This window comes from Streptoverticillium reticulum (assembly GCF_047456005.1).
Taxonomy (GTDB): Bacteria; Actinomycetota; Actinomycetes; order Streptomycetales; family Streptomycetaceae; genus Streptomyces; species Streptomyces reticulum.
In genome coordinates, this window is sequence record NZ_CP179755.1 from 4392493 (window position 1) to 4418255 (window position 25763).

General features: G+C 71.5%; 23 protein-coding genes. 17 read left to right on the plus strand and 6 right to left on the minus strand.

Translation table 11 applies throughout. From position 1 onward, the window contains the following. Positions 1-14: 14 nt before the first annotated feature. Complete coding sequence (locus ACMATS_RS19985; RefSeq protein WP_336410185.1) at positions 15-512, plus strand: phosphoribosyltransferase; 498 nt, start codon at positions 15-17, stop codon at positions 510-512. Positions 513-608: 96 nt separating this feature from the next. Here ACMATS_RS19985 and ACMATS_RS19990 read toward each other — a convergent pair whose 3' ends face one another. Continuing rightward, positions 609-1628 carry a Yip1 family protein gene (locus ACMATS_RS19990; RefSeq protein WP_390781310.1) on the minus strand — a complete coding sequence of 340 codons (1020 nt, stop codon included), beginning with the start codon at positions 1626-1628 and terminating at the stop codon, positions 609-611. 161 nt (positions 1629-1789) lie between these two features. Beyond that, positions 1790-4066 carry a heterodisulfide reductase-related iron-sulfur binding cluster gene (locus ACMATS_RS19995; RefSeq protein WP_414168628.1) on the minus strand — a complete coding sequence of 759 codons (2277 nt, stop codon included), beginning with the start codon at positions 4064-4066 and terminating at the stop codon, positions 1790-1792. Positions 4067-4342: 276 nt separating this feature from the next. Between ACMATS_RS19995 and dnaK the strand changes: the two genes are divergently transcribed. The 4 genes from dnaK to ACMATS_RS20015 are packed head-to-tail and all read left to right on the plus strand — an operon-like array spanning position 4343 to position 8542. Then, entirely contained in the window at positions 4343-6199 is a 1857-nt protein-coding gene (dnaK, locus tag ACMATS_RS20000) for a molecular chaperone DnaK (RefSeq protein ID WP_390781312.1), read from the plus strand. After that, a complete protein-coding gene (gene grpE, locus ACMATS_RS20005; protein WP_414168629.1) occupies positions 6196-6873 on the plus strand; it encodes a nucleotide exchange factor GrpE in 678 nt (225 codons plus the stop codon). The genes dnaK and grpE overlap by 4 nt, the downstream gene beginning before the upstream one ends. 51 nt (positions 6874-6924) lie before the next feature. Then, positions 6925-8100 (plus strand): molecular chaperone DnaJ, encoded by a 1176-nt coding sequence (dnaJ, locus tag ACMATS_RS20010; protein ID WP_391150458.1) that lies wholly within the window; start codon positions 6925-6927, stop codon positions 8098-8100. A 1-nt stretch (position 8101) separates the two neighbouring features. Further along, positions 8102-8542 carry a heat shock protein transcriptional repressor HspR gene (locus tag ACMATS_RS20015; RefSeq protein WP_414168630.1) on the plus strand — a complete coding sequence of 147 codons (441 nt, stop codon included), beginning with the start codon at positions 8102-8104 and terminating at the stop codon, positions 8540-8542. A gap of 87 nt (positions 8543-8629) precedes the next feature. Here the strand turns inward: ACMATS_RS20015 and ACMATS_RS20020 are convergent, their stop codons facing one another. Together ACMATS_RS20020 and ACMATS_RS20025 are read right to left on the minus strand one after the other, a co-directional pair. After that, positions 8630-9034 carry a pyridoxamine 5'-phosphate oxidase family protein gene (locus ACMATS_RS20020; RefSeq protein WP_414168631.1) on the minus strand — a complete coding sequence of 135 codons (405 nt, stop codon included), beginning with the start codon at positions 9032-9034 and terminating at the stop codon, positions 8630-8632. A 28-nt stretch (positions 9035-9062) separates the two neighbouring features. Beyond that, a complete protein-coding gene (locus ACMATS_RS20025) occupies positions 9063-9650 on the minus strand; it encodes a Uma2 family endonuclease (protein WP_414168632.1) in 588 nt (195 codons plus the stop codon). A 191-nt stretch (positions 9651-9841) separates the two neighbouring features. Between ACMATS_RS20025 and clpB the strand changes: the two genes are divergently transcribed. Beyond that, complete coding sequence (clpB, locus tag ACMATS_RS20030; protein ID WP_414170753.1) at positions 9842-12499, plus strand: ATP-dependent chaperone ClpB; 2658 nt, start codon at positions 9842-9844, stop codon at positions 12497-12499. Between the two features lie 84 nt (positions 12500-12583). Beyond that, positions 12584-13117 carry a YbjN domain-containing protein gene (locus tag ACMATS_RS20035; protein WP_390781322.1) on the plus strand — a complete coding sequence of 178 codons (534 nt, stop codon included), beginning with the start codon at positions 12584-12586 and terminating at the stop codon, positions 13115-13117. Between the two features lie 25 nt (positions 13118-13142). Here the strand turns inward: ACMATS_RS20035 and ACMATS_RS20040 are convergent, their stop codons facing one another. Continuing rightward, positions 13143-14354: a hypothetical protein gene (locus ACMATS_RS20040; RefSeq protein WP_414168633.1), complete on the minus strand. Its 1212-nt coding sequence runs from the start codon at positions 14352-14354 to the stop codon at positions 13143-13145. A gap of 195 nt (positions 14355-14549) precedes the next feature. Here ACMATS_RS20040 and ACMATS_RS20045 point away from each other — a divergent pair, with 195 nt between their 5' ends. From ACMATS_RS20045 to ACMATS_RS20055, 3 genes are all read left to right on the plus strand, one after another. After that, positions 14550-15719: an aminotransferase class I/II-fold pyridoxal phosphate-dependent enzyme gene (locus tag ACMATS_RS20045; RefSeq protein WP_390781324.1), complete on the plus strand. Its 1170-nt coding sequence runs from the start codon at positions 14550-14552 to the stop codon at positions 15717-15719. Between the two features lie 319 nt (positions 15720-16038). Next, positions 16039-16557: a DUF2617 family protein gene (locus ACMATS_RS20050; RefSeq protein WP_390781325.1), complete on the plus strand. Its 519-nt coding sequence runs from the start codon at positions 16039-16041 to the stop codon at positions 16555-16557. Positions 16558-16712: 155 nt separating this feature from the next. Beyond that, complete coding sequence (locus tag ACMATS_RS20055) at positions 16713-18269, plus strand: polyamine aminopropyltransferase (protein ID WP_390781326.1); 1557 nt, start codon at positions 16713-16715, stop codon at positions 18267-18269. On the opposite strand, the gene ACMATS_RS20060 is transcribed toward ACMATS_RS20055, so the two are convergent. Further along, the gene (locus ACMATS_RS20060) at positions 18184-19158 is read right to left on the minus strand and encodes a helix-turn-helix domain-containing protein (protein ID WP_390781327.1); all 975 of its coding nucleotides are present in this window, start codon (positions 19156-19158) and stop codon (positions 18184-18186) included. The two genes, ACMATS_RS20055 and ACMATS_RS20060, sit on opposite strands and share 86 nt — an antisense overlap. 90 nt (positions 19159-19248) lie before the next feature. Here ACMATS_RS20060 and ACMATS_RS20065 point away from each other — a divergent pair, with 90 nt between their 5' ends. The 7 genes from ACMATS_RS20065 (at position 19249) to ACMATS_RS20095 (ending at position 25699) form a co-directional block, all read left to right on the plus strand. After that, positions 19249-19899, plus strand: a complete 651-nt coding sequence (locus ACMATS_RS20065) for an NAD(P)-dependent oxidoreductase (protein ID WP_390781328.1) — start codon at positions 19249-19251, stop codon at positions 19897-19899. 98 nt (positions 19900-19997) lie between these two features. Then, positions 19998-20783 carry an SRPBCC domain-containing protein gene (locus ACMATS_RS20070; protein ID WP_391150466.1) on the plus strand — a complete coding sequence of 262 codons (786 nt, stop codon included), beginning with the start codon at positions 19998-20000 and terminating at the stop codon, positions 20781-20783. A 174-nt stretch (positions 20784-20957) separates the two neighbouring features. Next, positions 20958-21758 (plus strand): aldose 1-epimerase, encoded by an 801-nt coding sequence (locus tag ACMATS_RS20075; protein WP_414168634.1) that lies wholly within the window; start codon positions 20958-20960, stop codon positions 21756-21758. Between the two features lie 4 nt (positions 21759-21762). Then, positions 21763-22308 carry an orotate phosphoribosyltransferase gene (pyrE, locus tag ACMATS_RS20080; RefSeq protein WP_414168635.1) on the plus strand — a complete coding sequence of 182 codons (546 nt, stop codon included), beginning with the start codon at positions 21763-21765 and terminating at the stop codon, positions 22306-22308. A 146-nt stretch (positions 22309-22454) separates the two neighbouring features. Next, positions 22455-23477: a class II fructose-bisphosphate aldolase gene (gene fbaA / locus ACMATS_RS20085; RefSeq protein WP_390781332.1), complete on the plus strand. Its 1023-nt coding sequence runs from the start codon at positions 22455-22457 to the stop codon at positions 23475-23477. A 92-nt stretch (positions 23478-23569) separates the two neighbouring features. Further along, a complete protein-coding gene (locus tag ACMATS_RS20090; protein WP_390781333.1) occupies positions 23570-25054 on the plus strand; it encodes a DHA2 family efflux MFS transporter permease subunit in 1485 nt (494 codons plus the stop codon). 231 nt (positions 25055-25285) lie between these two features. After that, on the plus strand, positions 25286-25699 hold the full coding sequence (locus ACMATS_RS20095) for a DUF3151 domain-containing protein (RefSeq protein ID WP_336410165.1): 414 nt from the start codon (positions 25286-25288) through the stop codon (positions 25697-25699). Positions 25700-25763: the final 64 nt, after the last annotated feature.

Sequence of the window (25763 nt, forward strand, 5' to 3'; positions counted from 1 at the left end):
GAGCAGCAACAACAGTGAGTGACAACCGCGAAAACCTGACCTACCCGATCTTCGGGCAGGCCATCCGTGAACTGGCCCAGACCATTGCGGACGACGGCTACGAGCCGGACATCATCCTGTCCATCGCGCGCGGCGGCGTCTTCGTCGCGGGCGGCCTGGCCTACGCCCTGGACTGCAAGAACATCCACCTGGTCAACGTGGAGTTCTACTCCGGGGTCGGCCAGACCCTGGAGATGCCGGTCATGCTGGCGCCGGTCCCCAACGCGATCGACTTCTCCAACAAGAAGGTCCTGATCGCGGACGACGTCGCCGACACCGGCAAGACGCTCAAGCTCGTGCACGACTTCTGCCTCGACCACGTCGCCGAGGTCCGCTCCGCGGTGATCTACGAGAAGTCCCACTCCCTCGTGAAGTGCGAGTACGTCTGGAAGCGCACGGAGGACTGGATCAACTTCCCGTGGTCCGTCGAGCCGCCGGTCGTGCGGCGCGAGGGCCAGGTCCTCGACGCGTGAGCGCGTAGCACGCAGCGCAGCGAACAGCCGGAAGCCCGGGCCCCCGCAGTGGCGGGGGCCCGGGCTTCCGCGTGGCCGGGGGCGGTTCCGGTGCGGTTACAGCGTGCCCAGCTTCATCAGGGACAGCAGGGCCACCAGCTGGATCGCCGAGGCCCCGAGCGCCTTCGGCCAGGGCAGGTCGTGCGACTTGCTCACCATCGACGTCAGCAGCACGCCGCCGGCCAGCCAGGTCGCCCAGCCGAGGACCTGCACCAGGGGGCTGTCGCCGCCGAGGAACATCGCGAACAGCAGCCGCGGGGCGTCCGTGAGCGACATGATCAGCATCGACAGGCCGACCGTCGGCTGCCACATGCCGTCGCCGCCGAGCTGGCGGGCGAGGGTGTGCGTGACGGCCCCGAGTATCAGCCCGGCCATCAGCACGATGACGCTGGTGGCCAGCACCCAGGGGATGCTGTCGGCGAGCGTGGCGTGCAGCACGTCCTGGCGGGCCTTGTCGAAGCCGAAGACCGCCAGCAGGCCGTAGACGAAGGTCACGATCAGGGCCGGGCCCCACATCGCGTGGTCGCGCATCTGCCAGAAGGTGGCCGAGGGGCGCAGCACGATGCCGCTCAGCAGCTCCTTCCAGTGCAGCCGCGGCCCGGGGGGCGGCGCGGGGGCGGCGGGCTGCCCGGGGCCGTAGGTGCTGCCGGTGCCGTAGCCGGCGTACGGGTCCGGGCCGCCCTGGCCGGGGCCCTGGGAGCCGTAGGCGTCGGGGGCCTCGCCGAAGGCGAACTGCTGGGTGCGCCCGGGGTCGCCGGGCGGCGGGCCGCCGTAGTACGGGTCCTGGTACGGCCCGCCCTGCGCGCCCTGCCCGCCCTGGGCATAGCCGTGCTGCACCGGGGGCTGCTGCTGCCCGTAGCCCGGCTGGGGCGCCGTCGCACCGCCGAAGTACTCCGGCTCGTCGTACCCGCCGGGCTGCTGCCACTGCTGTTGTCCTTGCGGTGCGGGGTTCGGGTGCCGGTCGTCCCGTCCGCGTCCCATCCTGAATCCAGCCACGCTTCGAACGTACCCGCTCCGGAGAGCCCCCGGACCCGGGCAAAGGGGAACGGGCCCGGCTTTGCGGCCGAGCTGTGACATCCCCTAGGGGAAAGCTCCGGGAACCGGCCATCCCGTAAGAGGTTTTCACGCCGGAATCCCAGGAATGCGGAAACGGCGACGGCCGGTGCCCCGCGACACTCCCCCAGCTACCGCTGGGAGGTACCGCCAAGGCACCGGCCGCAGGAGGCCGCTCCGAGGGGCTACTTCACCGGCTCGGGCTCGGGCTGGTCCGCCGTCTCGCCGTCGCCCTCCGGCGCGGCGGGCGTCTTCACGGACTCCAGCAGCAGCTGGGCCACGTCCACGACCTGGATGGACTCCTTCGCCTGACCGTCGTTCTTCTTGCCGTTGACCGAGTCCGTCAGCATGACGAGGCAGAACGGGCAGGCCGTCGAGACGATGTCGGGGTTGAGCGACAGGGCCTCGTCCACGCGCTCGTTGTTGATGCGCTTGCCGATGCGCTCCTCCATCCACATGCGCGCGCCGCCGGCGCCGCAGCAGAAGCCGCGCTCCTTGTGACGGTGCATCTCCTCGTTGCGCAGGCCCGGCACCTTGGCGATGATCTCGCGCGGCGGTGTGTAGACCTTGTTGTGGCGGCCGAGGTAGCAGGGGTCGTGATAGGTGATCAGACCCTCGACGGGGGTGACCGGGATCAGCTTCCCCTCGTCGATCAGGTGCTGCAGCAGCTGCGTGTGGTGGATGACCTCGTACTCGCCGCCGAGCTGCGGGTACTCGTTGGCGATGGTGTTGAAGCAGTGCGGGCAGGTCGCGACGATCTTCTTCTTCGCCTTCTCGACCTTGACGCCGTCCTCGGCATCCTCACCGAACGCCATGTTGAGCATCTCGACGTTCTGCTGGCCGAGCTGCTGGAAGAGGAACTCGTTGCCCAGTCGGCGGGCCGAGTCGCCGGTGCAGTTCTCCTCGCCGCCCATGATGGCGAACTTGACGCCCGCGATGTGCAGCAGCTCCGCGAAGGCCTTGGTGGTCTTCTTGGCCCGGTCCTCCAACGCGCCTGCGCAGCCGACCCAGTAGAGGTAGTCGACCTCGGTGAGGTCCTCGACGTCCTTGCCGACGACCGGGACCTCGAAGCCTGTTTCCCGCTGAAGCTCCTGGGTCCACTGCAGCCGCTGCTTCTTGGCGAGGCCCCAGGGATTGCCCTTCTTCTCCAGGTTCTTGAGCATCGTGCCCGCCTCGGACGGGAAGGAGCTCTCGATCATCACCTGGTAGCGGCGCATGTCGACGATGTGGTCGACGTGCTCGATGTCGACCGGGCACTGCTCGACGCAGGCGCCGCAGGTGGTGCAGGACCAGAGGACGTCCGGGTCGATGACGCCGTTCTCCTCCAGGGTGCCGATCAGCGGGCGCTCGGCCTCGGCCAGGGCGGCCGCGGGAACGTCCTTCAGCTGCTCCTCGGTCGCCTTCTCCTCGCCTTCCATGTCCTTGCCGCCGCCTGCGAGCAGGTAGGGCGCCTTGGCGTGCGAGTGGTCGCGCAGCGCGAGGACGAGCATCTTCGGGGACAGCGGCTTGCCGGTGTTCCAGGCGGGGCACTGCGACTGGCAGCGGCCGCACTCGGTGCAGGTGGAGAAGTCGAGCAGGCCCTTCCAGGAGAAGTGCTCGATCTGCGAGACGCCGAACTGGGCGTCCTCGGCCGGGTCCTCGAAGTCGATCGGCTCGCCGCCGCTCGTCATCGGCTGCAGCGCGCCCAGTGCCACGTCACCGCTGGACTCGCGCTTGAACCAGATGTTCGGGAAGGCGAGGAAGCGGTGCCAGGCGACACTCATGTCGATGTTCAGGCTGACCGTGATCATCCAGATCATGGTGACGCCGAGCTTGATCATCGCGGTCACGTAGACCAGGTTCTGCAGCGTCCCGACGCTCAGCCCCTTGAAGGCGGCGACCAGGGGGTACGAGACGAAGTAGGCGGCCTCGTAGTGGTCGGCGCCGTGCAGCGCGCCCTCGAGCCCGCGCAGGACCATGATGGCCAGGCCGATCACCAGGATCACGTACTCGACGAAGTACGCCTGCCAGGCGGTCGAGCCCGCGAAGCGGGACTTGCGGCCGGCCCGGGAGGGCAGGTTCATCAGCCGGATCACGATGAGCGCGAGGATGCCCAGCGTGGTCGTGGTGCCGATGAACTCGATGTAGAGCTCGTACGGCAGCCACGTGCCGATGATGGGCAGCGTCCAGTCGGCCTTGAACAGCTGGCCGTAGGCGTTGACGATCGTCAGCCCGAGCGTGAGGAAGCCGACGGCGACGAACCAGTGGGCGACGCCGATGACGCCCCACTTGTTCATGCGGGTGTGGCCGACGAACTCCTTGGCCACGGTGACCGTGCGGCGTGCCGGGTCGTCGGTACGGGTGCCGGCCGGTACGGGTGCGCCGAGCCGGAAGAAGCGGACGAACTGCGCGACGGCCCGGCCGAGCAGCGCAACACCGACCGCGCTGAGGGCCAGCACCACGATGATCGCGGCGAGTTGCATGGGGAGGCTCCTCGAACCTGCGAGAGCGGGAGTAGAGCGGGATTACCAATCAGTAACTTATCCAGTCCGTACGAGACTACTCACTCTCGCGCGCGTGCCATACCCGCAGCGCCGGTGATCTGCGTCGCCCGGACGGCCCCTGCTGGGCCCCTGTCGCGGTGAATGATCGTAAGACCGATATAAAAGTTGAGCCCACTCGACTCAGCTCCGTTGACACCATGACTTTCGTGTTGCACTCTTGAGTCTGTTCCACTCAAGTCAGCTGGAGGAATCGACATGGCACGTGCGGTCGGCATCGACCTGGGTACGACGAACTCCGTCGTCAGTGTTCTCGAAGGCGGTGAGCCCACCGTCATCACCAACGCCGAGGGCGCCAGGACCACGCCGTCCGTTGTCGCCTTCGCGAAGAACGGTGAGGTGCTGGTCGGCGAGGTCGCCAAGCGCCAGGCCGTCACCAACGTCGACAGGACCATCCGGTCGGTCAAGCGCCACATGGGCACCGACTGGAAGATCAACCTGGACGGCAAGGACTTCAACCCCCAGCAGATCTCTGCCTTCATCCTGCAGAAGCTGAAGCGGGACGCCGAGGCCTACCTGGGCGAGAAGGTCACCGACGCGGTCATCACCGTGCCGGCGTACTTCAACGACTCCGAGCGTCAGGCGACCAAGGAGGCCGGCGAGATCGCGGGTCTGAACGTCCTGCGCATCGTCAACGAGCCCACCGCGGCCGCCCTGGCCTACGGTCTCGACAAGGACGACCAGACCATTCTGGTCTTCGACCTCGGTGGTGGCACCTTCGACGTCTCGCTGCTCGAGATCGGCGACGGCGTCGTCGAGGTCAAGGCCACGAACGGCGACAACCACCTCGGTGGTGACGACTGGGACCAGCGCGTCGTCGACTTCCTGGTCAAGCAGTTCGCCAACGGCCACGGCGTCGACCTGTCCAAGGACAAGATGGCGCTGCAGCGCCTGCGCGAGGCCGCCGAGAAGGCGAAGATCGAGCTCTCCTCGTCCACCGAGACCACGATCAACCTGCCCTACATCACGGCGTCCGCCGAGGGCCCGCTGCACCTGGACGAGAAGCTCACCCGCGCCCAGTTCCAGCAGCTGACCGCGGACCTGCTGGAGCGCTGCAAGACCCCGTTCCACAACGTCATCAAGGACGCGGGCATCGCCCTGTCCGAGATCGACCACGTGGTCCTGGTCGGCGGCTCCACCCGTATGCCCGCCGTCGCCGAGCTCGTCAAGGAGCTGACCGGCGGCCAGGAGGCCAACAAGGGTGTCAACCCGGACGAGGTCGTCGCCATCGGCGCCGCCCTGCAGGCCGGTGTGCTCAAGGGTGAGGTCAAGGACGTCCTGCTCCTCGACGTGACCCCGCTGTCCCTCGGTATCGAGACCAAGGGCGGCATCATGACCAAGCTGATCGAGCGCAACACCACGATCCCGACCAAGCGCTCCGAGATCTTCACGACGGCCGAGGACAACCAGCCGTCCGTGCAGATCCAGGTCTACCAGGGCGAGCGCGAGATCGCGGCGTACAACAAGAAGCTCGGCATGTTCGAACTGACGGGCCTGCCGCCGGCCCCGCGCGGCGTCCCGCAGATCGAGGTCGCCTTCGACATCGACGCCAACGGCATCATGCACGTGACCGCCAAGGACCTGGGCACGGGCAAGGAGCAGAAGATGACCGTCACCGGCGGCTCCTCGCTGCCGAAGGACGAGGTCGACCGCATGCGCGAGGAGGCCGAGAAGTACGCGGAGGACGACCACCGTCGCCGCGAGGCCGCCGAGTCCCGCAACCAGGGCGAGCAGCTCGTCTACCAGACGGAGAAGTTCCTCAAGGACAACGAGGACAAGGTTCCCGCCGAGGTGAAGACCGAGGTCGAGACCGCCGTCGCCGAGCTGAAGGAGAAGCTCAAGGGCGAGGACACGGCCGAGATCCGCACTGCGACCGAGAAGGTCGCCGCGGTCAGCCAGAAGCTCGGCCAGGCCATGTACGCCGACGCCCAGGCCGCGCAGGGCGCCGCCGGTGCCGCGGGCGCCGGTGCCGGCCAGCAGGCCAAGGCCGAGGACGACGTGGTCGACGCCGAGATCGTGGACGACGAGAAGCCGAAGGGCGGTGCGTCGGCGTGACGGAGGAGACCCCGGGCTTCGACAACGAGAAGTCTGAAGGCCCCTCCGACGCCACCGCACCCGACGACGCGGCGAAGGCCGCCGGGTCCGCCGACAAGGCGGGCCCGGCCGGCCCGGCCCCCACGGGCGAGGAACTCGTCGAGGTTGGCCTCCAGGCACAGCTGGACCAGTCCCAGGCCGCGCTCGGCGAGCGCACCGCGGACCTCCAGCGGCTCCAGGCCGAGTACCAGAACTACCGTCGCCGGGTGGAGCGGGACCGCGTCGCGGTCAAGGAGGTCGCCGTGGCGAACCTCCTGTCCGAGCTGCTCCCCACGCTCGACGACATCGGCCGCGCCCGTGAACACGGCGAGCTGGTCGGCGGCTTCAAGTCCGTCGCCGAGTCGCTGGAGACGGTCGTCGCCAAGATGGGCCTGCAGCAGTTCGGCAAGGAGGGCGAGCCCTTCGACCCGCTGGTGCACGAGGCCCTGATGCACAGCTACGCGCCGGACGTCACCGAGACCACGTGCGTGCAGATCCTGCAGCCGGGGTACCGGATCGGCGAGCGGACGATCCGCCCCGCGCGGGTCGCCGTGGCCGAGCCGCAGCCGGGCGCACAGCCGTCCGGCAAGGACGGCGAGGCACCGAACGCAGCGGACGCACCGGACGAGGCGAGCGGTGGCCCGGACGAGGGCTGAGGCTGACGCACAGCCGCACATGCAGCACATGAGGAAGGAGGGACGTCGGGGATGAGCCTGAGCAGGGATCTGTTGGAAAAGGATCTGTATAAAATTCTCGGCGTCCCCAAGGACGCCACCGAGGCGGAGATCAAGAAGGCGTACCGGAAGCTCGCCCGCGAGTTCCACCCGGACGCCAACAAGGGCGACGCCTCGGCCGAGGAGCGCTTCAAGGAGATCTCCGAGGCGAACGACGTCCTCGCCGACCCCAAGCGCCGCAAGGAGTACGACGAGGCGCGCGCCCTGTTCGGGAACGGTGGATTCCGTCCCGGGCCGGGCGGCGCCGGCGGCTCCTTCAACTTCGACCTGGGTGACCTCTTCGGGGGCGCCCAGGGCGGGGGCGGCGGTTTCGGGGGCGGTCTGGGCGACGTCTTCGGCGGCCTCTTCAACCGCGGTGGCGGCGGTGCCGGTACGCGCACCCAGCCGCGTCGCGGCCAGGACATCGAGTCCGAGGTGACGCTCAGCTTCACCGAGGCGGTGGAGGGGGCCACGGTCCCGCTGCGGATGTCCTCCGCGGCGGCCTGCAAGGCCTGCTCCGGCACGGGCGACAAAAACGGTACGCCCAGGGTCTGCCCGACCTGTGTGGGCACCGGCCAGGTCTCGCGCGGCTCGGGCGGCGGCTTCTCGCTGACCGACCCCTGCCCCGACTGCAAGGGCCGCGGGCTGATCCCCGAGAACCCCTGCGACGTCTGCCACGGCAGCGGGCGCGCGAAGTCCTCCCGCACCATGCAGGTGCGGATCCCGGCGGGCGTCTCCGACGGCCAGCGGATCCGGCTGCGCGGCAAGGGCGCCCCGGGCGAGCGCGGCGGCCCCAGCGGCGACCTCTACGTCGTGGTGCACGTCGGCGACCACCCGGTCTTCGGGCGCAAGGACGACAACCTGACCGTCACCGTGCCGGTCTCCTTCGTGGAGGCGGCGCTCGGCGGCGAGGTGAAGGTGCCGACGCTGGGCGGCCCGCCGGTCACCCTCAAGCTGCCCCCCGGCACCCCCAACGGCCGCACGATGCGCGCCCGCGGCAAGGGCGCGGTGCGCGCGGACGGCACCCGCGGCGACCTCCTGGTCACCGTCGAGGTGGCCGTGCCGACCGCGCTCGACGACAAGGCCCGCGCGGCACTGGAGCAGTACCGCCAGGCCACCGCGGGCGAGGACCCCCGGGCCGAGCTCTTCCAGGCAGCGAAGGGAGCTTGAGATGGAAGGCCGCCGACGCAATCCTTACGAGCTGACCGACGAGTCGCCGGTCTACGTCATCTCGGTCGCGGCTCAGCTGTCGGGTCTGCATCCGCAGACCCTGCGCCAGTACGACCGCCTCGGTCTGGTCTCGCCGGACCGCACGGCCGGGCGCGGCCGCCGCTACTCGGCGCGCGACATCGAGCTGCTCCGTCAGGTGCAGCAGCTGAGCCAGGACGAGGGCATCAACCTGGCCGGCATCAAGCGCATCATCGAGCTGGAGAACCAGGTCGCTGCGCTGAGCGCCCGGGTGGCGGAGCTGCAGGCCGTCGTCGACGGGGCCGCTGCCGCGATGCAGCAGCGGGAGGCGCAGGTCCATGCGTCGTACCGGCGGGATCTGGTGCCGTATGCGGAGGCGCAGCAGACCGCGTTGGTGGTGTGGCGGCCGAAGCGGAAGGATTGAGCCGGCTCGTTTGTCGGCTGCGGGTCCGTTGTGGCTGGTCGCGCAGTTCCCCGCGCCCCTTCGGGGCGCGGGGATTTCTGTTTTCCGTCAGCCTCGGCCCAGGGCCCTCGTCACCGCGATCTCGATCACCACACGGTCCGGGTTGGGGCGCGGGTCGCGGCCGTAGCGCACCGCGTAGCGGGCGACCGCGTCGGCCACGGTGTCGGTCTCGGCGCGGACGACGGCGCGGCCCTCCAGGGTGGCCCAGCGCCGGCCCTCCATCTGGCAGACGGCGACCCGGGCGCCGTCGGGGCCCGCGGCCTGGACGTTGGCGACCTTGCGGCTGTTTTTGTCGCAGATGACGCGGGCGGTCAGGGTCTCCGGATCGAAGGTCACGCCGACGGGGACGACGTGCGGGGAGCCGTCCGGTCGGGGCGTGGTGAGGGTGCACACGTGCCGCTCGCGCCAGAAGTCGAGGTAGGCGGGGTCGGGGGTGCGGAGGTCCTGGGCCATGTGGGCAGCGTAGTCGGCGGGCGCGGGCTCAGAGGAAGTCGGCGGTGTCGAGGTCGAAGCCGAAGGGGGCGGGGAGGGGGAGGGAAGTGCCGAAGGCGACGGTGTGGATCTCGGTGTAGTCGTCCTTCCTGGGCTCACTGAAGAGGGTCACCGTGCTGTCTTTGCGGTCCACGAGGAGATAGAAGGGGATGCTCGCGCGGGCGTAGCAGTGCCGCTTGGCAGCGCGGTCGCGATCGGGGTTCGTACTGGTTACCTCGGCAACCAGGGTCACGCCGTCAGGAGGCATCCAAGGCGGTGCTCCGCGGAAGAGACGCCGCTCGCGAGGGGCGAAAGTGGCGTCCGGGATGGCGTAATTCTTGGAGCACAGTCCGCCCCGCGGCAGCTTCAACCCCTTGTTGCCCGAGCACTGCATGCGAGTTCTCGAGTGGTCGTACATCTGCGCAACGATCAGCTCGATGGCGTCCTCGTGATCGCCGTCCGGAGCCGGTGACACAACGATCTCCCCCTCGATGAGCTCGGCCCGGAAACCTTCAGGAGTCTCGGTCTCCAGGACGAGGAAGTAATCCTCGAGGGCCTCTCCCTGCGTGCGCGGCTGCTCGATCGCCATAGCCGTCATGCTGCACCCCCTTGTGGTCGAACGCCAGCATGACCGCCCGCCCCAAGTGGCGGGCGTTTCTTCGTACCGCTTCACTCTCAAGAGGGGCCAAACGGACCATGGTCCACGCAAGCCGACCCTCCCGAATCTAGGTTGAGTCGACTACACTCAACTTACTGCACGCAGGTATGAGCAAGGAGGGTTCCGACACCGTGGATGCCGAGCTGACCAACAAGAGCCGTGAGGCGCTCAGCGCCGCCCAGGAGCGGGCCGTGTCGGCCGGGCATGCCGATCTGACGCCCGCGCATCTGCTGCTGGCCCTGCTCTCCGGCCGGGACAACGAGAATCTGCTCGACCTGCTGGCCGCCGTGGACGCGGACGCTGCCGCCCTGCGCGGCGGCGCCGAGCGGCTGCTCGCCGGGCTGCCCAGCGTGCAGGGGTCCACCGTCTCGCCGCCGCAGCCGAACCGGGAGCTGCTGGCCGTGATCGCGGACGCTGCCGAGCGCGCGCGGGACCTGGGGGACGAGTTCATCTCGACCGAGCACCTGCTGATCGGCCTCGCCGCCAAGGGCGGCCGCACCGGCGAGCTGCTCGCCGAGCAGGGCGCCTCCGCGAAGAAGCTGCTGGACGCCTTCGGGAAGGCGCGCGGCGGGCAGCGCGTGACGTCGGCGGACCCGGAGGGCACGTACAAGGCGCTGGAGAAGTTCGGCACGGACTTCACGGCCGCCGCGCGGGAGGGCAGGCTCGACCCCGTCATCGGCCGGGATCACGAGATCCGGCGCGTGGTGCAGGTGCTGTCGCGGCGCACGAAGAACAACCCGGTGCTGATCGGCGAGCCCGGCGTCGGCAAGACGGCCGTCGTCGAGGGGCTCGCGCAGCGGATAGTGAAGGGCGACGTCCCGGAGTCGCTGAAGAACAAGCGGCTGGTCGCGCTCGACCTGGGGGCGATGGTCGCGGGTGCGAAGTACCGCGGTGAGTTCGAGGAGCGGCTGAAGACGGTCCTGGCCGAGATCAAGTCCAGCGAGGGCCAGATCATCACCTTCATCGACGAGCTGCACACCGTCGTGGGTGCCGGCGCCGGCGGGGATTCGGCGATGGACGCCGGGAACATGCTCAAGCCGATGCTGGCGCGCGGCGAGCTGCGCATGGTCGGTGCGACGACGCTGGACGAGTACCGCGAGCGCATCGAGAAGGACCCGGCGCTGGAGCGCCGCTTCCAGCAGGTGCTGGTGGCCGAGCCGTCGGTGGAGGACTCGATCGCGATCCTGCGCGGGCTCAAGGGGCGTTACGAGGCGCACCACAAGGTGCAGATCGCCGACTCGGCGCTGGTCGCCGCCGCGACCCTGTCCGACCGCTACATCACCTCCCGCTTCCTGCCCGACAAGGCCATCGACCTCGTCGACGAGGCCGCCTCCCGGCTGCGCATGGAGATCGACTCCTCGCCCGTCGAGATCGACGAGCTCCAGCGCGCCGTCGACCGGCTGAAGATGGAGGAGCTGGCCCTCAAGAACGAGACGGACGAGGCCAGCAAGGAGCGGCTGGCGAAGCTCCGCCGCGATCTGGCCGACAAGGAAGAGGAGTTGCGCGGGCTCACCGCCCGCTGGGAGAAGGAGAAGCAGTCCCTCAACCGGGTCGGCGAGCTGAAGGAGAAGCTCGACGAGCTGCGCGTCCAGGCCGAACGGGCCCAGCGCGACGGCGACTTCGACGCCGCCTCCAAGCTGCTGTACGGCGAGATCCCGGCCGTGGAGCGGGAGCTGGAGGAGGCCGCGAAGGCCGAGGCGGAGGCCGAGCAGGAGGCCGCCGCCAAGGACCTCATGGTCAAGGAGGAGGTCGGCCCGGACGACATCGCCGACGTCGTCGCCTCCTGGACCGGCATCCCCGCCGGCCGCCTTCTGGAAGGCGAGACGCAGAAGCTGCTGCGCATGGAGGACGAGCTCGGCAAGCGCCTGATCGGGCAGACCGAGGCCGTGCGCTCCGTCTCCGACGCCGTGCGCCGCTCCCGCGCCGGCATCGCCGACCCCGACCGCCCCACCGGCTCCTTCCTCTTCCTCGGCCCCACCGGCGTCGGCAAGACCGAACTGGCCAAGACCCTGGCCGACTTCCTCTTCGACGACGAGCGGGCCATGGTCCGCATCGACATGTCCGAGTACAGCGAGAAGCACTCCGTCGCCCGCCTCGTCGGCGCGCCCCCCGGCTACGTCGGCTACGAGGAGGGTGGCCAGCTCACCGAGGCGGTGCGCCGGCGCCCGTACACCGTGGTGCTGCTGGACGAGGTGGAGAAGGCCCACCACGAGGTCTTCGACATCCTGCTCCAGGTCCTGGACGACGGGCGGCTCACCGACGGCCAGGGGCGGACGGTGGACTTCCGCAACACCATCCTCATCCTGACCTCCAACCTCGGCTCCCCCTTCCTCGTCGACCCCCTGCTGAAGGAGGAGCAGAAGAAGGAGAAGGTCCTGGAGACCGTCCGTGCCTCCTTCCGGCCCGAGTTCCTCAACCGGCTCGACGACATCGTCGTCTTCCACCCGCTGGGCACCGACCAGCTGGAGAGCATCGCCCGGATCCAGATCGCACACCTGCAGCGCCGCCTCGCCGACCGCCGGCTCACCCTCGACGTCACGGACGCGGCCCTGCACTGGCTGGCCACCCTGGGCAAGGGGGACGAGGCCGAGGGCGCCGGGGCGCCCGACCTCGGCTACGGAGCCCGGCCGCTGCGCCGCCTGGTCCAGACCGCCATCGGCGACCAGCTCGCGCGCGCGATCCTGGGAGGTGAGGTCCGCGACGGCGACACCGTCGTCGTCGACCGGGTGCCCGGCCGGCCCGAGGGCCTGTCGGTGACGGCCGCCGAGCGGGTGCCCCAGGGGGCGTGAGCCCCCGGCGGCGCCCCCAGGGGTTGCCAGCGACCGCCGGGCATGGGGGAGGATGAGTCTTATCCGCATGAAGGGAAATACACGGTGAGCATCGACCCGTCCTCGATTCCGAATTTCGGGGGCCAGCCCGAACCGCACGAGACGGGCCCGGCAGGCCCCGTCATCCCCGACCAGGACCTGGTCAAGCAGCTCCTGGAGCAGATGGAGCTGAAGTACGTCGTCGACGACGAGGGTGACCTTGCCGCGCCGTGGGAGCTCTTCCGCACGTACTTCATGTTCCGCGGCGAGGAGGAGCAGCAGGTCTTCTCCGTGCGGACGTTCTACGACCGGCCGCACGCCATCGAGGAGAAGGGCCGTCTCCTCGAGGCCATCGACGACTGGAACCGCCGCACCCTGTGGCCGAAGGTCTACACCCACACCAATGACGACGGCACCGTCCGTCTCATCGGCGAGGCGCAGATGCTGATCGGCGTCGGCGTCTCGCTGGAGCACTTCGTCTCCAGCACGGTCAGCTGGGTGCGGGCCTCCATCGAGTTCGACCGCTGGCTCGTCGAGCAGCTCGGCCTGGAGGCCGACGCCGAGTCCGGCGACGGCGAGAAGCCCGACGACGAGGCCTGACACCCGTCCCGCGGCCCGTTCCCGCTCACATGGGGATGCGGGCCACGGTCAGCAGGTAGGTCCCGTAGAAGAGTGAGAGCCCGGCCAGCGCACCCGCCGTCACGACGACGGTGCGCCGCCGGGCTCTCGTCATGGCCAGGGCCGCCGGGAGCAGCAGCGGGAAGGCCGGCAGCAGGAAGCGCGGCTTGGAGGCGAAGTAGCTGGAGCCGCCGACCGCGATCACGGCGAGCACGAGGACGTAGACCAGCAGGGCGGCCGGCGGGCGGTCGACGACCAGGTAGACCAGCGCCGCCAGCGCGATCACCAGGGTGGCCAGGGCCATGTAGTAGGCCAGGCAGTCGCGGCCGACGATCAGGTGGCGGACGAACCCCAGCGCATTGCGCCCGAAGTCGAAGCGCGACCCCCACAGTCGCTGCACCTCGAAGTAGCCGAGCGGCCCGCGCCCCGAGTGCACCCCGGCCCACAGCACGTAGCCGCCCCAGCCCAGCGGTGCCAGCGCGGCGCCCGCCCAGACGCGCCAGTCGGTGCGGGCGCGGCGGTCCCGGCACAGGGCGACGGCCGCCGAGCAGCAGACGGCGGCGGCGACCGCGATGGCGTTGGGCCGGGACAGCCCGGCCAGCAGGGCCAGCGCCCCGGCCCACACCCGGCGTCCGGTGACCACGGCGTAGAGGGCCCAGGCGCACAGCGCGGTCATCAGCGACTCGGTGTACGCCATGGTCTGCACGATCGCGTGCGGCTGCAGGCCCCACAGGAGCACCAGCAGGGTGGCCGTGCGGCGCCCGTGCAGCCGCTCGCCGACCGCGTAGACGCCCCAGGCCGCGGCGCCCGCGGAGGCCCAGGCGACCAGCAGCCCGGCGGTGACGACGGTGAGCGGCAGGACCGTGGTGAGGGCCTTGACCAGGCCGGGGAAGAGCGGGAAGAAGGCCAGGTCGTTGAAGATCACGCCGGGGGAGGTGGGGGACGGTACGACCGTCCCGTAGCCGTGGCGGGCGATGCCCGCGTACCAGATGCCGTCCCACAGGTGCCCGAGCAGCGTGCGCGGGTGCTTGCCGATCCACCAGGCCCAGGCGGCCATCACCGTCATCCCGGTCAGCCGGGCGGCCGCGTAGAGCCCGAGCGCGGGCAGGGCCCTGCGCAGCGCCTCGCGCACCCGCTCCACCCGCCGGTCCGGCCGGGCGCCGGGGGCGCGGCGCGGCTCGGGGGCGCGTACGGGCACGGCGGCGGTGTCGGCGAACACGGGCACACCTCCGGTGCGGGTGAAAGGCATACGGGCGTAGCGACCATCCCCGGCCTTGCGGGGTGCGCTTCGCGCGGGTGGGCAGGTACGCCCGTGCAGCCGTGCTGCTTCCACCCGCTCGGGCGCACCTCGCGCGGGGCGCCCCTTCAGGGCGCGTCCGCCCTAAGGTGGGTTGATCACGTCGAGGGAGGGCGCATGGACAACTGGAATCCGGCGGCGCGGGTGCGGGGGCTCGGGACCTCCGTCTTCACGGAGATGACGGAGCTGGCGCGCAGCACGGGAGCGGTCAATCTGGGCCAGGGGGTGCCCGAGCTGGCCGGGCCGCAGGGGCTGCTGGACGAGGTGGCGGCGGCGGTGCTCGCGGGCCGCAACCAGTACCCGCCCGCGCACGGCTTCCCCGTCCTGCGCGAGGCGGTGGCCGCGCACCGGCTGCGCCGCCACGGGGTCGCGTACGACCCGCAGGACGAGGTGCTGGTGACCACCGGGGCCACCGAGGCGATCGCCGCGGCGCTGCTGGGCCTGTGCGACCCCGGCGACGAGGTGCTGGCCTTCGACCCCTGCTACGACGCCTACCCGGCGGTCGTCCGGTTCGCGGGGGCGACGCTGGTGGGGGTGCCGCTCGCGGAGGACGGCAAGTCCTTTGCGCTGGACGCGGATGCGCTGCGCGCCGCCGTCACCCCGCGCACCCGGGTGCTGATCCTCAACACCCCGCACAACCCCACGGGCAAGGTGTTCACCGATGAGGAGCTGGCGGCCGTCGCCGAGGTGTGCCGGGAGCACGATCTGACGGTGGTGACGGACGAGGTCTACGAACACCTGGTGTACGACGAGGCGCTCGGGCACCGGACGATCGCCGCGCTGCCGGACATGCGCGAGCGGACGCTGGTCATCTCCTCCGCCGGCAAGACCTTCAACGTCACGGGCTGGAAGGTCGGCTGGGTCTGCGGACCGGCCCCTCTGGTGGCGGCGGTCGCCGCGGCGAAGCAGTTCCTGACCTACGCCTCCGGAACGCCCTACCAGGAGGCGCTCGCGCGGGCGCTGGGGGGCGTGGAGGCGTGGGCGGCCGGGCTGCGGCTCACGCTGCGGCGCAACCGGGACCTGCTGAGCGAAGGACTCGAACGCGCCGGGCTGCGCCCCTATCGCGCGGACGCCGGGTATTTCGTGCAGGCGGACATCCGCGCATGGGGGCACTCGGACGGCGTGCGTTTCTGTCGTGAACTCCCTTCGCGCGCCGGGGTGGTGGCCATTCCCACTTCCGCCTTCCACGTACGCCCCGACGCCCCGCCCTATCTGGTGCGTTTCTCCTTCTGCAAGCTGGAGAACTCGGTGCGGGATGCGGTGGAGAAGCTGGTCCGCGCCGTCTGATTCGTGGATGTGCAAGCGGCCCGTGGCTGCCCGCATATGCGCCCGGCGGAACTCGAACATCCGCCGGGCGCCGGGCTGTTGAACAAGTGAACTATCCGGCCCTCCCGGGTATGGAAAGATGCAGATGATGGGTAAAAAGGCTGTGGGCGCCGGTCATTCATGATTGCCTCTCCCTCCCGGGCCGGATTCACGGTGCCACCGGAATCGAAGGCCCGGGCCAAGGACCCCCTGTGGGCATGAGCCGGTGCACCGAAAAGGAATCTGGTCCTCCTCGGGGCGGGCCGGCCCACCCTCACTGCTCGCTCGCGGAGCCGACCCCATGCTCACGACGCTCAAGACCACCTATACCGACACCCGAGCCGCCGATCTCGCCTGGTGCCTGGGGAAGGATCCCCTCCCGGCGCTGGCGGTGCTCGACCTCCAACTCGAAGCATCCTTCGTGCAGTTGCGGCTGCTCGGCGCCTCCCACCAGGTCCTGCTGGAGGAGGAGGGCGGCATCTGCTCGGAGACGGTGGCCTGCATAGCCGGCAGCAGCACCCCGCTGCCGCTCGGCGTCGCCAAGCGGGTGGGGGCGTGGGAGTACGAATTCGCGGCGCGCGTCGAGACGCTCTCGCGCTGTTCCTTCGCAGGACGCGCACAAGAACTGCTGGCGCTGGTCGCCGAGCATCCCCAGGGGCTGGCGGGAACGTTTCCCGGCAGCCCCCACGCCTTCACGGCGCTGCTCGCCCAGCGCCGCGACGGCCAGGTCAGCTGGCGCACCTGGCACGCCTATCCGCAGGAGGGGCGGCTGGTGGCCACCCGCACCCGGGTGGGCGTGCGGCTGCCCGCCCCGCTGTGACGGCGGCGCACTCCGCTGCCGGTGCTTTGCCCCTCATTGCCCCCTGGGTGTGGCGCCGTTGCCCCCTGGGTGTGGTTCCCGGGGAAACCCGGCATCCCACGATTGAACCCGTGTGGGTGACAGGGAGGCGCCCGCCCGTGACGTAGCGTTCCCGCATGATCTACCGCCCGGTACCAGCGCGGCTGCCCGTACCGGCCGGGCTCGGCCGTTTCCTCGTCCTGTCCACGGTCTTCGTCTGCGCGGCCTGCGGGCTGGTGTACGAGCTGGAACTGGTCGCCCTGGCCTCGTACTTGACCGGCGACACCGTCACCCAGGCCTCCGTAGTGCTGTCGGTGATGGTCTTCGCCATGGGGATCGGCTCCCTGCTCGCCAAACGGCTGCGCTGCCGCGCGGCCTTCGGCTTCGGCGCCGTGGAGGCGGGGCTCGCCCTGACGGGCGGCCTCTCGGCGATGGCCCTGCACGCCTGCTTCGCCTGGTACGGGCAGGCGAAACCCGCCCTGGTGGGCTTCTCGCTGACCATCGGGGTGCTGATCGGCGCCGAGGTGCCGCTGCTGATGACGCTCATCCAGCGGATCCGTCGCCAGGACGCGGGCGGTGCGGTCGCCGACCTGTTCGCCGCGGACTACGTGGGCGCGCTGGTCGGCGGGCTCGCCTTCCCCTTCCTGCTGCTGCCGGTCCTGGGCCAGCTGTCGGGCGCGCTGCTGACCGGTGCCGTCAACGCGGTGGCCGGCGGGGCGCTGGTGCTGTGGCTCTTCCGCGGCGACCTCACCGCGCGGGCGCGCTGGTCGCTCATCGCCGCCAACGTCCTGGTCCTGCTGCTGCTCGCGGCCGGCTCGGTGCTCACCGGCCCGTTCGAGAAGGCCGCCCTGCAGGCCGTGTACGGCGCGGACGTCCGGGTCGCCGTGCACACCGGCGTGCAGGACGTGGTGCTCACCGGCGGCGGACCCGGCGGGCAGCCGGCCGCGCTCTTCCTGGACGGGCGGCTGCGGGCCGGAGGGGGCGAGGCCTCCCGCTACCAGGAGGCCCTCGTCCACCCCGCCATGGAGGGGCCGCACCGCAGCGTTCTGGTCCTCGGCGGCGGCGACGGGCTCGCCCTGCGCGAGGTGCTGCGCTATCCGGACGTGGAGGACGTGACGGTCGTCGAGCCCGACACGGCCGAACTCCGGCTGGCCCGCACCGATCCCGGCCTCGTCGCCCTCAACCAGGGCGCCTACCGCGACCCGCGGGTCCGGGTCGAGGCCGCCGACGCCTTCGACTGGCTGCGCGCCCGGCGCGACTCCGACGTGCCGTACGACGTCGTCGTCTCCGACCTGCCGGATCCCGACGTCACGCCCAACGCCAAGCTGTACTCCCAGGAGTTCTACGGGCTCGTGGCGCGCGCCCTCGCGCCCGACGGGCGGCTCGTGGTCCACGGGGGCGCCCCCGAGGCGCGCCCGCACACCTTTCGGACCGTGGACGCCACGGTCCGGTCCGTGGGCCTGCGGACCGTGCCCTTCCGGGTCGCCGCCGGGCCCCGGCACGGCGGCCGCAGCGAGGACTGGGGCTTCGTGCTCGCCTCCCGCTCCCCGGTCCGGCTGCGGCTGCCGGACGTCCGGCCGTACCTGCGCTCGCTGACGCCGGAGCTGCTCAGCGCGGACGGGAGCGCCGAGGCGCGCAGGAAGGAGGAGGGGCTGCTGCCGTCGACCCTGATGCATCCGCGCTACGGGGAATGACGGGCCCGGGGCCGCGCAGCGCCGCGCGGAAGGCGCCCGGGGCGAGGCCCTCGCGGTGCTGGAAGAACTTGGCGAAGTTGGCGGCGTCGTCGAAGCCCAGCCGCCCGGCGATCCGCACCGCGGGCAGCCCGCTGTGCGCGAGCAGCCGCTTGGCCTCCAGCATCACGCGCCGGTCGACGAACTCCTTGGCCCCCACCCCGGCCGCGGCCAGCGTCGCCCGGGCGAGGGTGCGGGGGGAGTAGCCGAGCGCCTGCGCGTAGTCGGCGACGCGGTGGCTGTGCGCGAAGTCGCGCTCCACCGCTGCCCGGAAGCGCACGAAGGCGTCGGCGGGCGCGGGAGCGGCACCGCCCTCCGGGGCGGCGATCCCGTCCAGCCGCAGCACCAGGGCGGACAGCAGGTGCCGCAGGATCTCGCCGTGCACGCCGGCGGGCAGCCCGGCCCCGGTGCGGTAGTCGGCGGCCAGGTGCCGCACCGCGCAGAACACGGCCTCGCGGTCGTCGCCCTGCGGGCGGAGCAGCACGGGGCGGAAGGGGTCGTCGGCGACCGCCGCGACCGCGGTGCCGGGCGGCAGGAAGCCCGGCTGGACGAGGATCACCGTGCCCTCGATGGCCGATACGTCGCCGTGCTGCTGCACCTGACCCGGACGTACCCACAGCACCGAGCCCGCCCGCAGGCGGTGGCCGGTGAAGTCCACGGTGTGCACGGTGGACCCGGAGTCGACGGCGATGATCTGGTGGAAGTCCAGCCGCTGGGGCAGGGGCAGCATGCCCTCCGGCGCGCGGGCGCGCAGCTCGGCGAGCGTGAGGACCTCGACGCCGGCCGGGGTGCCCGGCGGCGCCTGGTAGACGAGGTCCAGGATCTCCGGGGCGTCGTGTCGCTTTTTCACCATGGCGGGACGCGAGCCTACCTGGCCGGGTCGGGACCCCGCTCGTAGCGTGGTTCTCACCGACAACTCCCGTCCCCCTGGAGGAGACTCCTCATGGCCAAGATCGCACTCTTCGGCGCCACCGGCACCATCGGCAGTCGTGTGCTGCGCGAGGCCCTGGACCGTGGCCACCACGTCACGGCCGTGGTCCGTGACCCCAAGAAGCTCACCGAGCAGCACCCGAACCTCACGGTCGCCACCGGCGACGTCCTCGACCCCGCCTCGGTGACGGCCGTCGCCGAGGGCCAGGACGTCGTCGTCAGCGCCGTCGGCGGCGGCGACGGCCCCGGTCACGTCGCCACCATCGCGCCGGCCGCCAAGTCCCTGGTGGCGGGCCTGCGCCCGCTCGGCGAGAAGGCCCCGCGGCTGATCGCCGTCGGCGGCGCCGGGTCGCTGCGCACGCCCGACGGCAAGCAGGTGTGGGACGCCGAGGGGCTGCCCGAGTTCCTGCTGCAGATCATGCACGCGCACGGCGACGCGCTGGACTTCTACCGGTCCGTCGACGACGTCCGCTGGACCAACCTCAGCCCCGCCGCGCAGATCGCGCCCGGTGAGCGCACCGGCACCTACCGCACCGCCCTCGACGACCTGATCGTCGACGCCGACGGCACCAGCCGGATCTCCGCCGAGGACTACGCGGTGGCCCTCGTCGACGAGATCGAGGAGGCGAACCACATCGGTGAGCGTTTCACGGTCGGAGCGTGAGACTCCGGGCCGGTGGTTGGTCGGTTTCTGACGGAAAGTTCGACAGGATTCGACCGGGAAGGCACCACTGACGGGTCCGGTGGGTAGGCTCGCTGGTTATGGAGCACGAGGTGTTCGTTCCGTTTCCCGTCGGTGCGGTCCGGCGGGCCCTCTCCGACCCCGCGCGCGTGGCCCGCTGCATCCCGGGCCTGCAACAGGACGCGGCGGACGCCTCCGGAACGCCTCTCGCCGGGCGGCTGCGGCTGCGCATCGGCGGCTCCACCATCACCTACCGGGGCGCGCTGCGGCTCACCGAGCACGACGGCACCTACGAACTGTCGGGAGAGGGCACGGAGGCGCGGGGCTCCGGAACGGTGACGCTCGCGCTGAGCGCGGTGCCCGAGGAGACGCCAGGCGGCACCCGGCTGACGTGCACCGGCACCGTCGGCGGGGCCGGGCGGCTGGCCGACTTCGACCCGAGGACCGCGGAGTCCGCGGGGCGCCGGCTGCTGGACCGCTTCGCCGCCGCACTGGCGGAGGAGCTGCGCGAGGACGCCGGCACCACCGTGTTCGAGGCGGAGGTCCCGCCGTCCTCGCTGGACCCGGCGGCGGACGCGGACGAGGGGCTCGACGCCGAGGAGCTGGAGGGCGCGGCCCTGGAGGCGGTCATCGAGGACGCGCTGGAGGGCGGCGAGCCGGCGGCCGAGGCGGCGCACGCGCGCCGCACGATGATCGGCCGCAGCGCGGAGGAGGTCGACCACGCGCCGCCGCGGGGCCGCTATGCGCCGGTCCCCGCACCCGAGACCACCACGGGCACGGCAGCCCTCCGCTGGGCCGTCCCCGCTGCCGCGGTGGCCCTCGCGTCGGCGGTGGCGGTGGGCCGGGTGCTGCGGCGCCGGCGGTAGGGCCCCGAAGGGGCGCGGGGAACTGCGCGACCAGCCACGATGCACCCGCAGTCGAGGTTCCCGCGGCTTCGCCCCGGCCCCCTGGGCTGCTGCGTCGGCTGCGGGCCGGCGGTGGCTGATCGCGCAGTTCCCCGCGCCCCTCCGGGGCGCGAAGATCAGCCGTATCGTCGGGTTGTGACAAGCAACGAGCAGACCGTGCGCCTCTCGCACGGCAACGCCGAAGTGACCGTCGACCCCGAAAACGGCTGCAGGCTCTCGAGCCTGCGCATCGGCGGTACCGAACTGCTCCGGGAAGGCGAACGCTACGGCGCCTTCCCGATGGTGCCCTGGTGCGGCCGCATCGCCGAAGGCCGCTTCCGCAACGGCGGCGACCTCCACCAGATGCCGGTCAACTCCCCGCCGCACGCCATCCACGGCACCGGGCGGGACACCGCCTGGACCACCGCCCGTGCCGACGGGACGTCCGCGGCGTTCACCTTCGACCTCGCGGACCCCTGGCCGTACCCCGGCCGCGTCACCCAGCTGGTGGAGCTCGGTGAGGATTCCCTGACCCTCACCATGGGCGTCGAGGCCGCCGCCGACTCGTTCCCGGCGCAGGCCGGCTGGCACCCCTGGTTCCGGCGCAACCTCGGCACCGGCAAGGACGTGGAGATCGACTTCCGGCCCTCCTGGCAGGAGGAGCGCGGTGCGGACCACCTGCCCACCGGCGAGCGCATCGACCCGCTCCCGGGGCCCTGGGACGACTGTTTCGGGATGCCGGACGGCGTCGACGTCACCCTCACCTGGCCCGGCGCGCTGGAGCTGAAGGTCACCAGCCGTGCCGAGTGGGTCGTGGTCTACGACGAGCAGTCCGAGGCCGTCTGCGTGGAGCCGCAGAGCGGGCCGCCGAACGGGCTCAACACCCTGCCGCGCCTGGTCACCCCGATCGACCCCCTCGAGGTCTCCACCACGTGGACCTGGCGGAGCCTGGCCTAAGCTCATGGCCATGACCAACGCGCGTGACGCCCTGCTGCAGCAGATCAAGGACAAGGCCGTCGTCCACGGCAAGGTGACTCTCTCCTCCGGCAAGGAGGCCGACTACTACATCGACCTGCGCCGGATCACCCTGGACGCCGAGGCCGCGCCCCTGGTCGGCCAGGTGATGCTGGACGCCACCGCCGACCTGGAGTTCGACGCGGTCGGCGGGCTCACGCTCGGCGCGGACCCGGTCGCCACCGCGATGCTGCACGCCGCCGCCGCCCGCGGCCGCACGCTGGACGCCTTCGTCGTGCGCAAGGCGCAGAAGACGCACGGCATGCAGCGCCGCATCGAGGGCCCGGACGTCAAGGGCCGCCGCGTCCTGGTGGTCGAGGACACCTCGACCACCGGCGGCTCCCCGCTGACCGCCGTCGAGGCGGCCCGCGAGGCCGGTGCCGAGGTCGTGGCCGTGGCGACGATCGTCGACCGCGGTGCCGCGTCCGCGATCGAGGGTGCCGGGCTGCGCTACATCACCGGTTACTCGCTGGGCGATCTGGACCTCTCCTGACATTTCACCGCGATGTTTCACGTGAAACCCCACCCTGCTCATATGAGCAGGGTGGGGTTCATGTGGAGTAATTCGAGGAGTCTGGGAAGATGGGGGCGACGATGACCGTCGCCCCCTTACCCGTAACACCCCCAAGGAGCGGACAGATGCCCATCGCAACCCCCGAGGTCTACAACGAGATGCTCGACCGGGCGAAGGCCGGCAAGTTCGCCTACCCGGCCATCAACGTGACCTCGACGCAGACTCTGCACGCCGCCCTGCGCGGTTTCGCCGAGGCGGAGAGCGACGGCATCATCCAGATGTCCACCGGCGGTGCCGAGTTCCTGGGTGGCCAGTACAGCAAGGACATGGTCTCGGGTGCCGTTGCGCTTGCCGAGTTCGCGCACGTCGTCGCCAAGAAGTACCCGGTGAACATCGCGCTGCACACCGACCACTGCCCCAAGGACAAGCTGGACGGCTATGTCCGCCCGCTGATCGACCTCTCCGCGGAGCGCGTGGCCAAGGGCGAGAACCCGCTCTTCCAGTCGCACATGTGGGACGGCTCGGCCGAGACGCTCGCCGACAACCTGGCCATCGGCCAGGAGCTGCTCGCCAAGGCCGCCGCCGCCAAGATCATCCTTGAGGTCGAGATCACCCCGACCGGCGGCGAGGAGGACGGCGTCAGCCACGAGATCAACGACGAGCTCTACACCTCCGTCGAGGACGCCATCCGCACCGCCGAGGCCCTGGGCCTGGGCGAGAAGGGCCGCTACCTGCTGGCCGCCTCCTTCGGCAACGTCCACGGCGTCTACAAGCCGGGCAACGTGGTCCTCCGCCCCGAGCTGCTCAAGGACCTGCAGCAGGGCGTCGCCGAGCGCTTCGGCAAGCAGGACCCGTTCGACTTCGTCTTCCACGGCGGCTCCGGCTCCACCGAGGAGGAGATCCGCACCGCGCTGGAGAACGGCGTCGTGAAGATGAACCTCGACACCGACACCCAGTACGCCTTCACCCGCCCGGTCGCGGCCCACATGTTCGCCAACTACGACGGCGTCCTGAAGGTCGACGGCGAGGTCGGCAACAAGAAGTCCTACGACCCGCGCACCTGGGGCAAGCTGGCCGAGGCGGGCATGGCCGCGCGCGTCACCGAGGCCTGCGCCAACCTGCGTTCGACCGGCACCAAGCTGAAGTAGCCCACAGCCGTTCCGTGAGGGGCCCGGTACGCCGACGGCGTACCGGGCCCCTTCGCGTGGCCGTCCGGGGCCGGGCGCGGGATGATCCGGGCATGAGCGATCCGCTCCCCGCCGTCCGGCTCGGCACCCGCGTGGGGCGTGCCGTCGTGCTGACCACCGTGCTCGGCTCCGGCATGGCCATGCTCGACAGCACCGTGGTCAACGTGGCGCTGCCGCACATCGGGCGGGACCTGCACGCGAGCCTCGCCGTGCTGCAGTGGACCGTCAACGCCTACATGCTCACCCTCGCCGGGCTGATCCTGCTGGGCGGGGCGCTGGGGGACCGGTTCGGGCGGCGGCGGGTGTTCGTCGTCGGCGTGGTGTGGTTCGCGCTCGCCTCGCTGCTGTGCGGGATCGCGCCGGACGCCGGGGTGCTGATCGCGGCGCGGGCGCTGCAGGGCATCGGCGGGGCGCTGCTCACGCCGGGGTCGCTGGCGCTGATCCAGGCGGTCTTCCACGAGGACGACCGGGCCGCGGCCGTGGGCGCCTGGTCCGGGCTGGGCGGGGTGGCCGCGGCGGTCGGGCCGTTCGTCGGCGGCTGGCTGGTGGACGGGCCGGGCTGGCGCTGGGTGTTCCTGATCAACCTGCCGGTGGCGGCCGTGTGCGTGCCGGTCGCCCTGCGGTACGTGCCCGAGACGCGGGCCCCCGGGGCCCGCGGGCGGTTCGACGTGCTCGGTGCGGTGCTGGGGGCGCTAGCGCTGGGCGCGGTCACGTACGCGCTGATCGCGGCGCCGGAGAAGGGCGCGTCGCCGCAGGTCGTCGTCCCCGCGGTGGGCGGGCTGCTGCTCGCCGCCGCGTTCGTGTACGTGGAGTCCCGGCGGGCCGATCCGATGCTGCCGCCCGGGATCTTCTCGGTCCGGATGTTCTCGGCCGTCAACGGCGTCACCGTGTTCGTCTACGCGGCCTTCAGCGGCTTCTTCTTCCTCGCCGTGCTCCAGCTCCAGGTGGTCGCCGGCTGGTCCGCCCTCGCGGCGGGCACGGCGCTGCTGCCCACGACCGTGCTGATGCTGCTGCTGTCCGCACGGTCCGGGAAGGTCGCGCAGGACATCGGCCCGCGCATCCCGCTGACGGTGGGGCCGCTGCTGTGCGCGGCGGGAATGCTGCTGATGACGCGGGCCGGGGCGGGGGCCGTGTACTGGCGGGACGTGCTGCCGGCGCTCGTCGTGCTCGGGCTGGGCATGGTGGTGCTGGTCGCGCCGCTGACGTCCACCGTGCTGGCCTCGGTGGACGTGGCGCGGGCCGGGCTGGCCAGCGGCATCAACAACGCGGCGGCGCGGGCCGCGGGGCTGATCGCGGTGGCGGCCCTGCCGCTTGCCGCGGGGATGGGGGCGGACACGTACCGGGACCCGGCGGCGTTCTCGGGGGCGTTCGAGACCGCCATGGTGTTGTGCGCGGGGTCGCTGGTGCTGGCCGCCGTTCTCGCCTGGGCCACGGTGCGGGTGCCTCCGGCGGTTGCGGAGGAGAGGGCGCCGTGTCACCCGGAGTGCACGTATCACTGCGGGGTGGCCTCGCCGCCGCTGGATCCTGGGGACGTGTGACGGCTGCGGGCCGGTTGTGGCTGATCGCGCAGTTCCTCCCCCAGCTACCGCTGGGGGTACCCCCAGCGCCCCTGACGGGGCGCGGCACCGTCTGTCGGGTGCAGGTCGTCCGTGGTCGGTCGCGCCCACGCGGCGGAGCCGCATGATGAGCACAGCCCCGCGCCCCTTCGAGGCGCGGTCTACGGGGCGCGGGTCTACGGGGTGCGGTACCCCTGCGGCAGACTGGAGGTCATGGCCATTCACGAGAACCTGCTCGGGGGACCGCCCCCGACCCATCTGCCCGACGATCCCGAGCCGCGTGAGCTGCTCGCCTCCGGGGCCGCGCCCGCCGAGGTCGCCGCCAAGTACCCGGCGTCCTCGCTCGCCTGGGCGCAGCTCGCGGACGACGCGTTCGAGGCCGGCCGCACCGTCGAGTCGTACGCGTACGCCCGCACCGGCTACCACCGCGGCCTCGACGCGCTGCGCCGCAGCGGCTGGAAGGGCCACGGCCCGGTGCCGTTCGAGCACGAGCCCAACCGCGGCTTCCTGCGCGCCCTGCACGCCCTCGCGCGCGCCGCGCAGGCGATCGGCGAGCAGGAGGAGTACGAGCGCTGCTCGACGTTCCTGCGGGACAGCTCCCCGACGGCCGCCAACACCCTCGGCTGAGCCGCCCTCCGCCGGCAAGGGGCCGCGTACGGCCCCTTGCCGCAGGGCTTCACCGGCACGGATG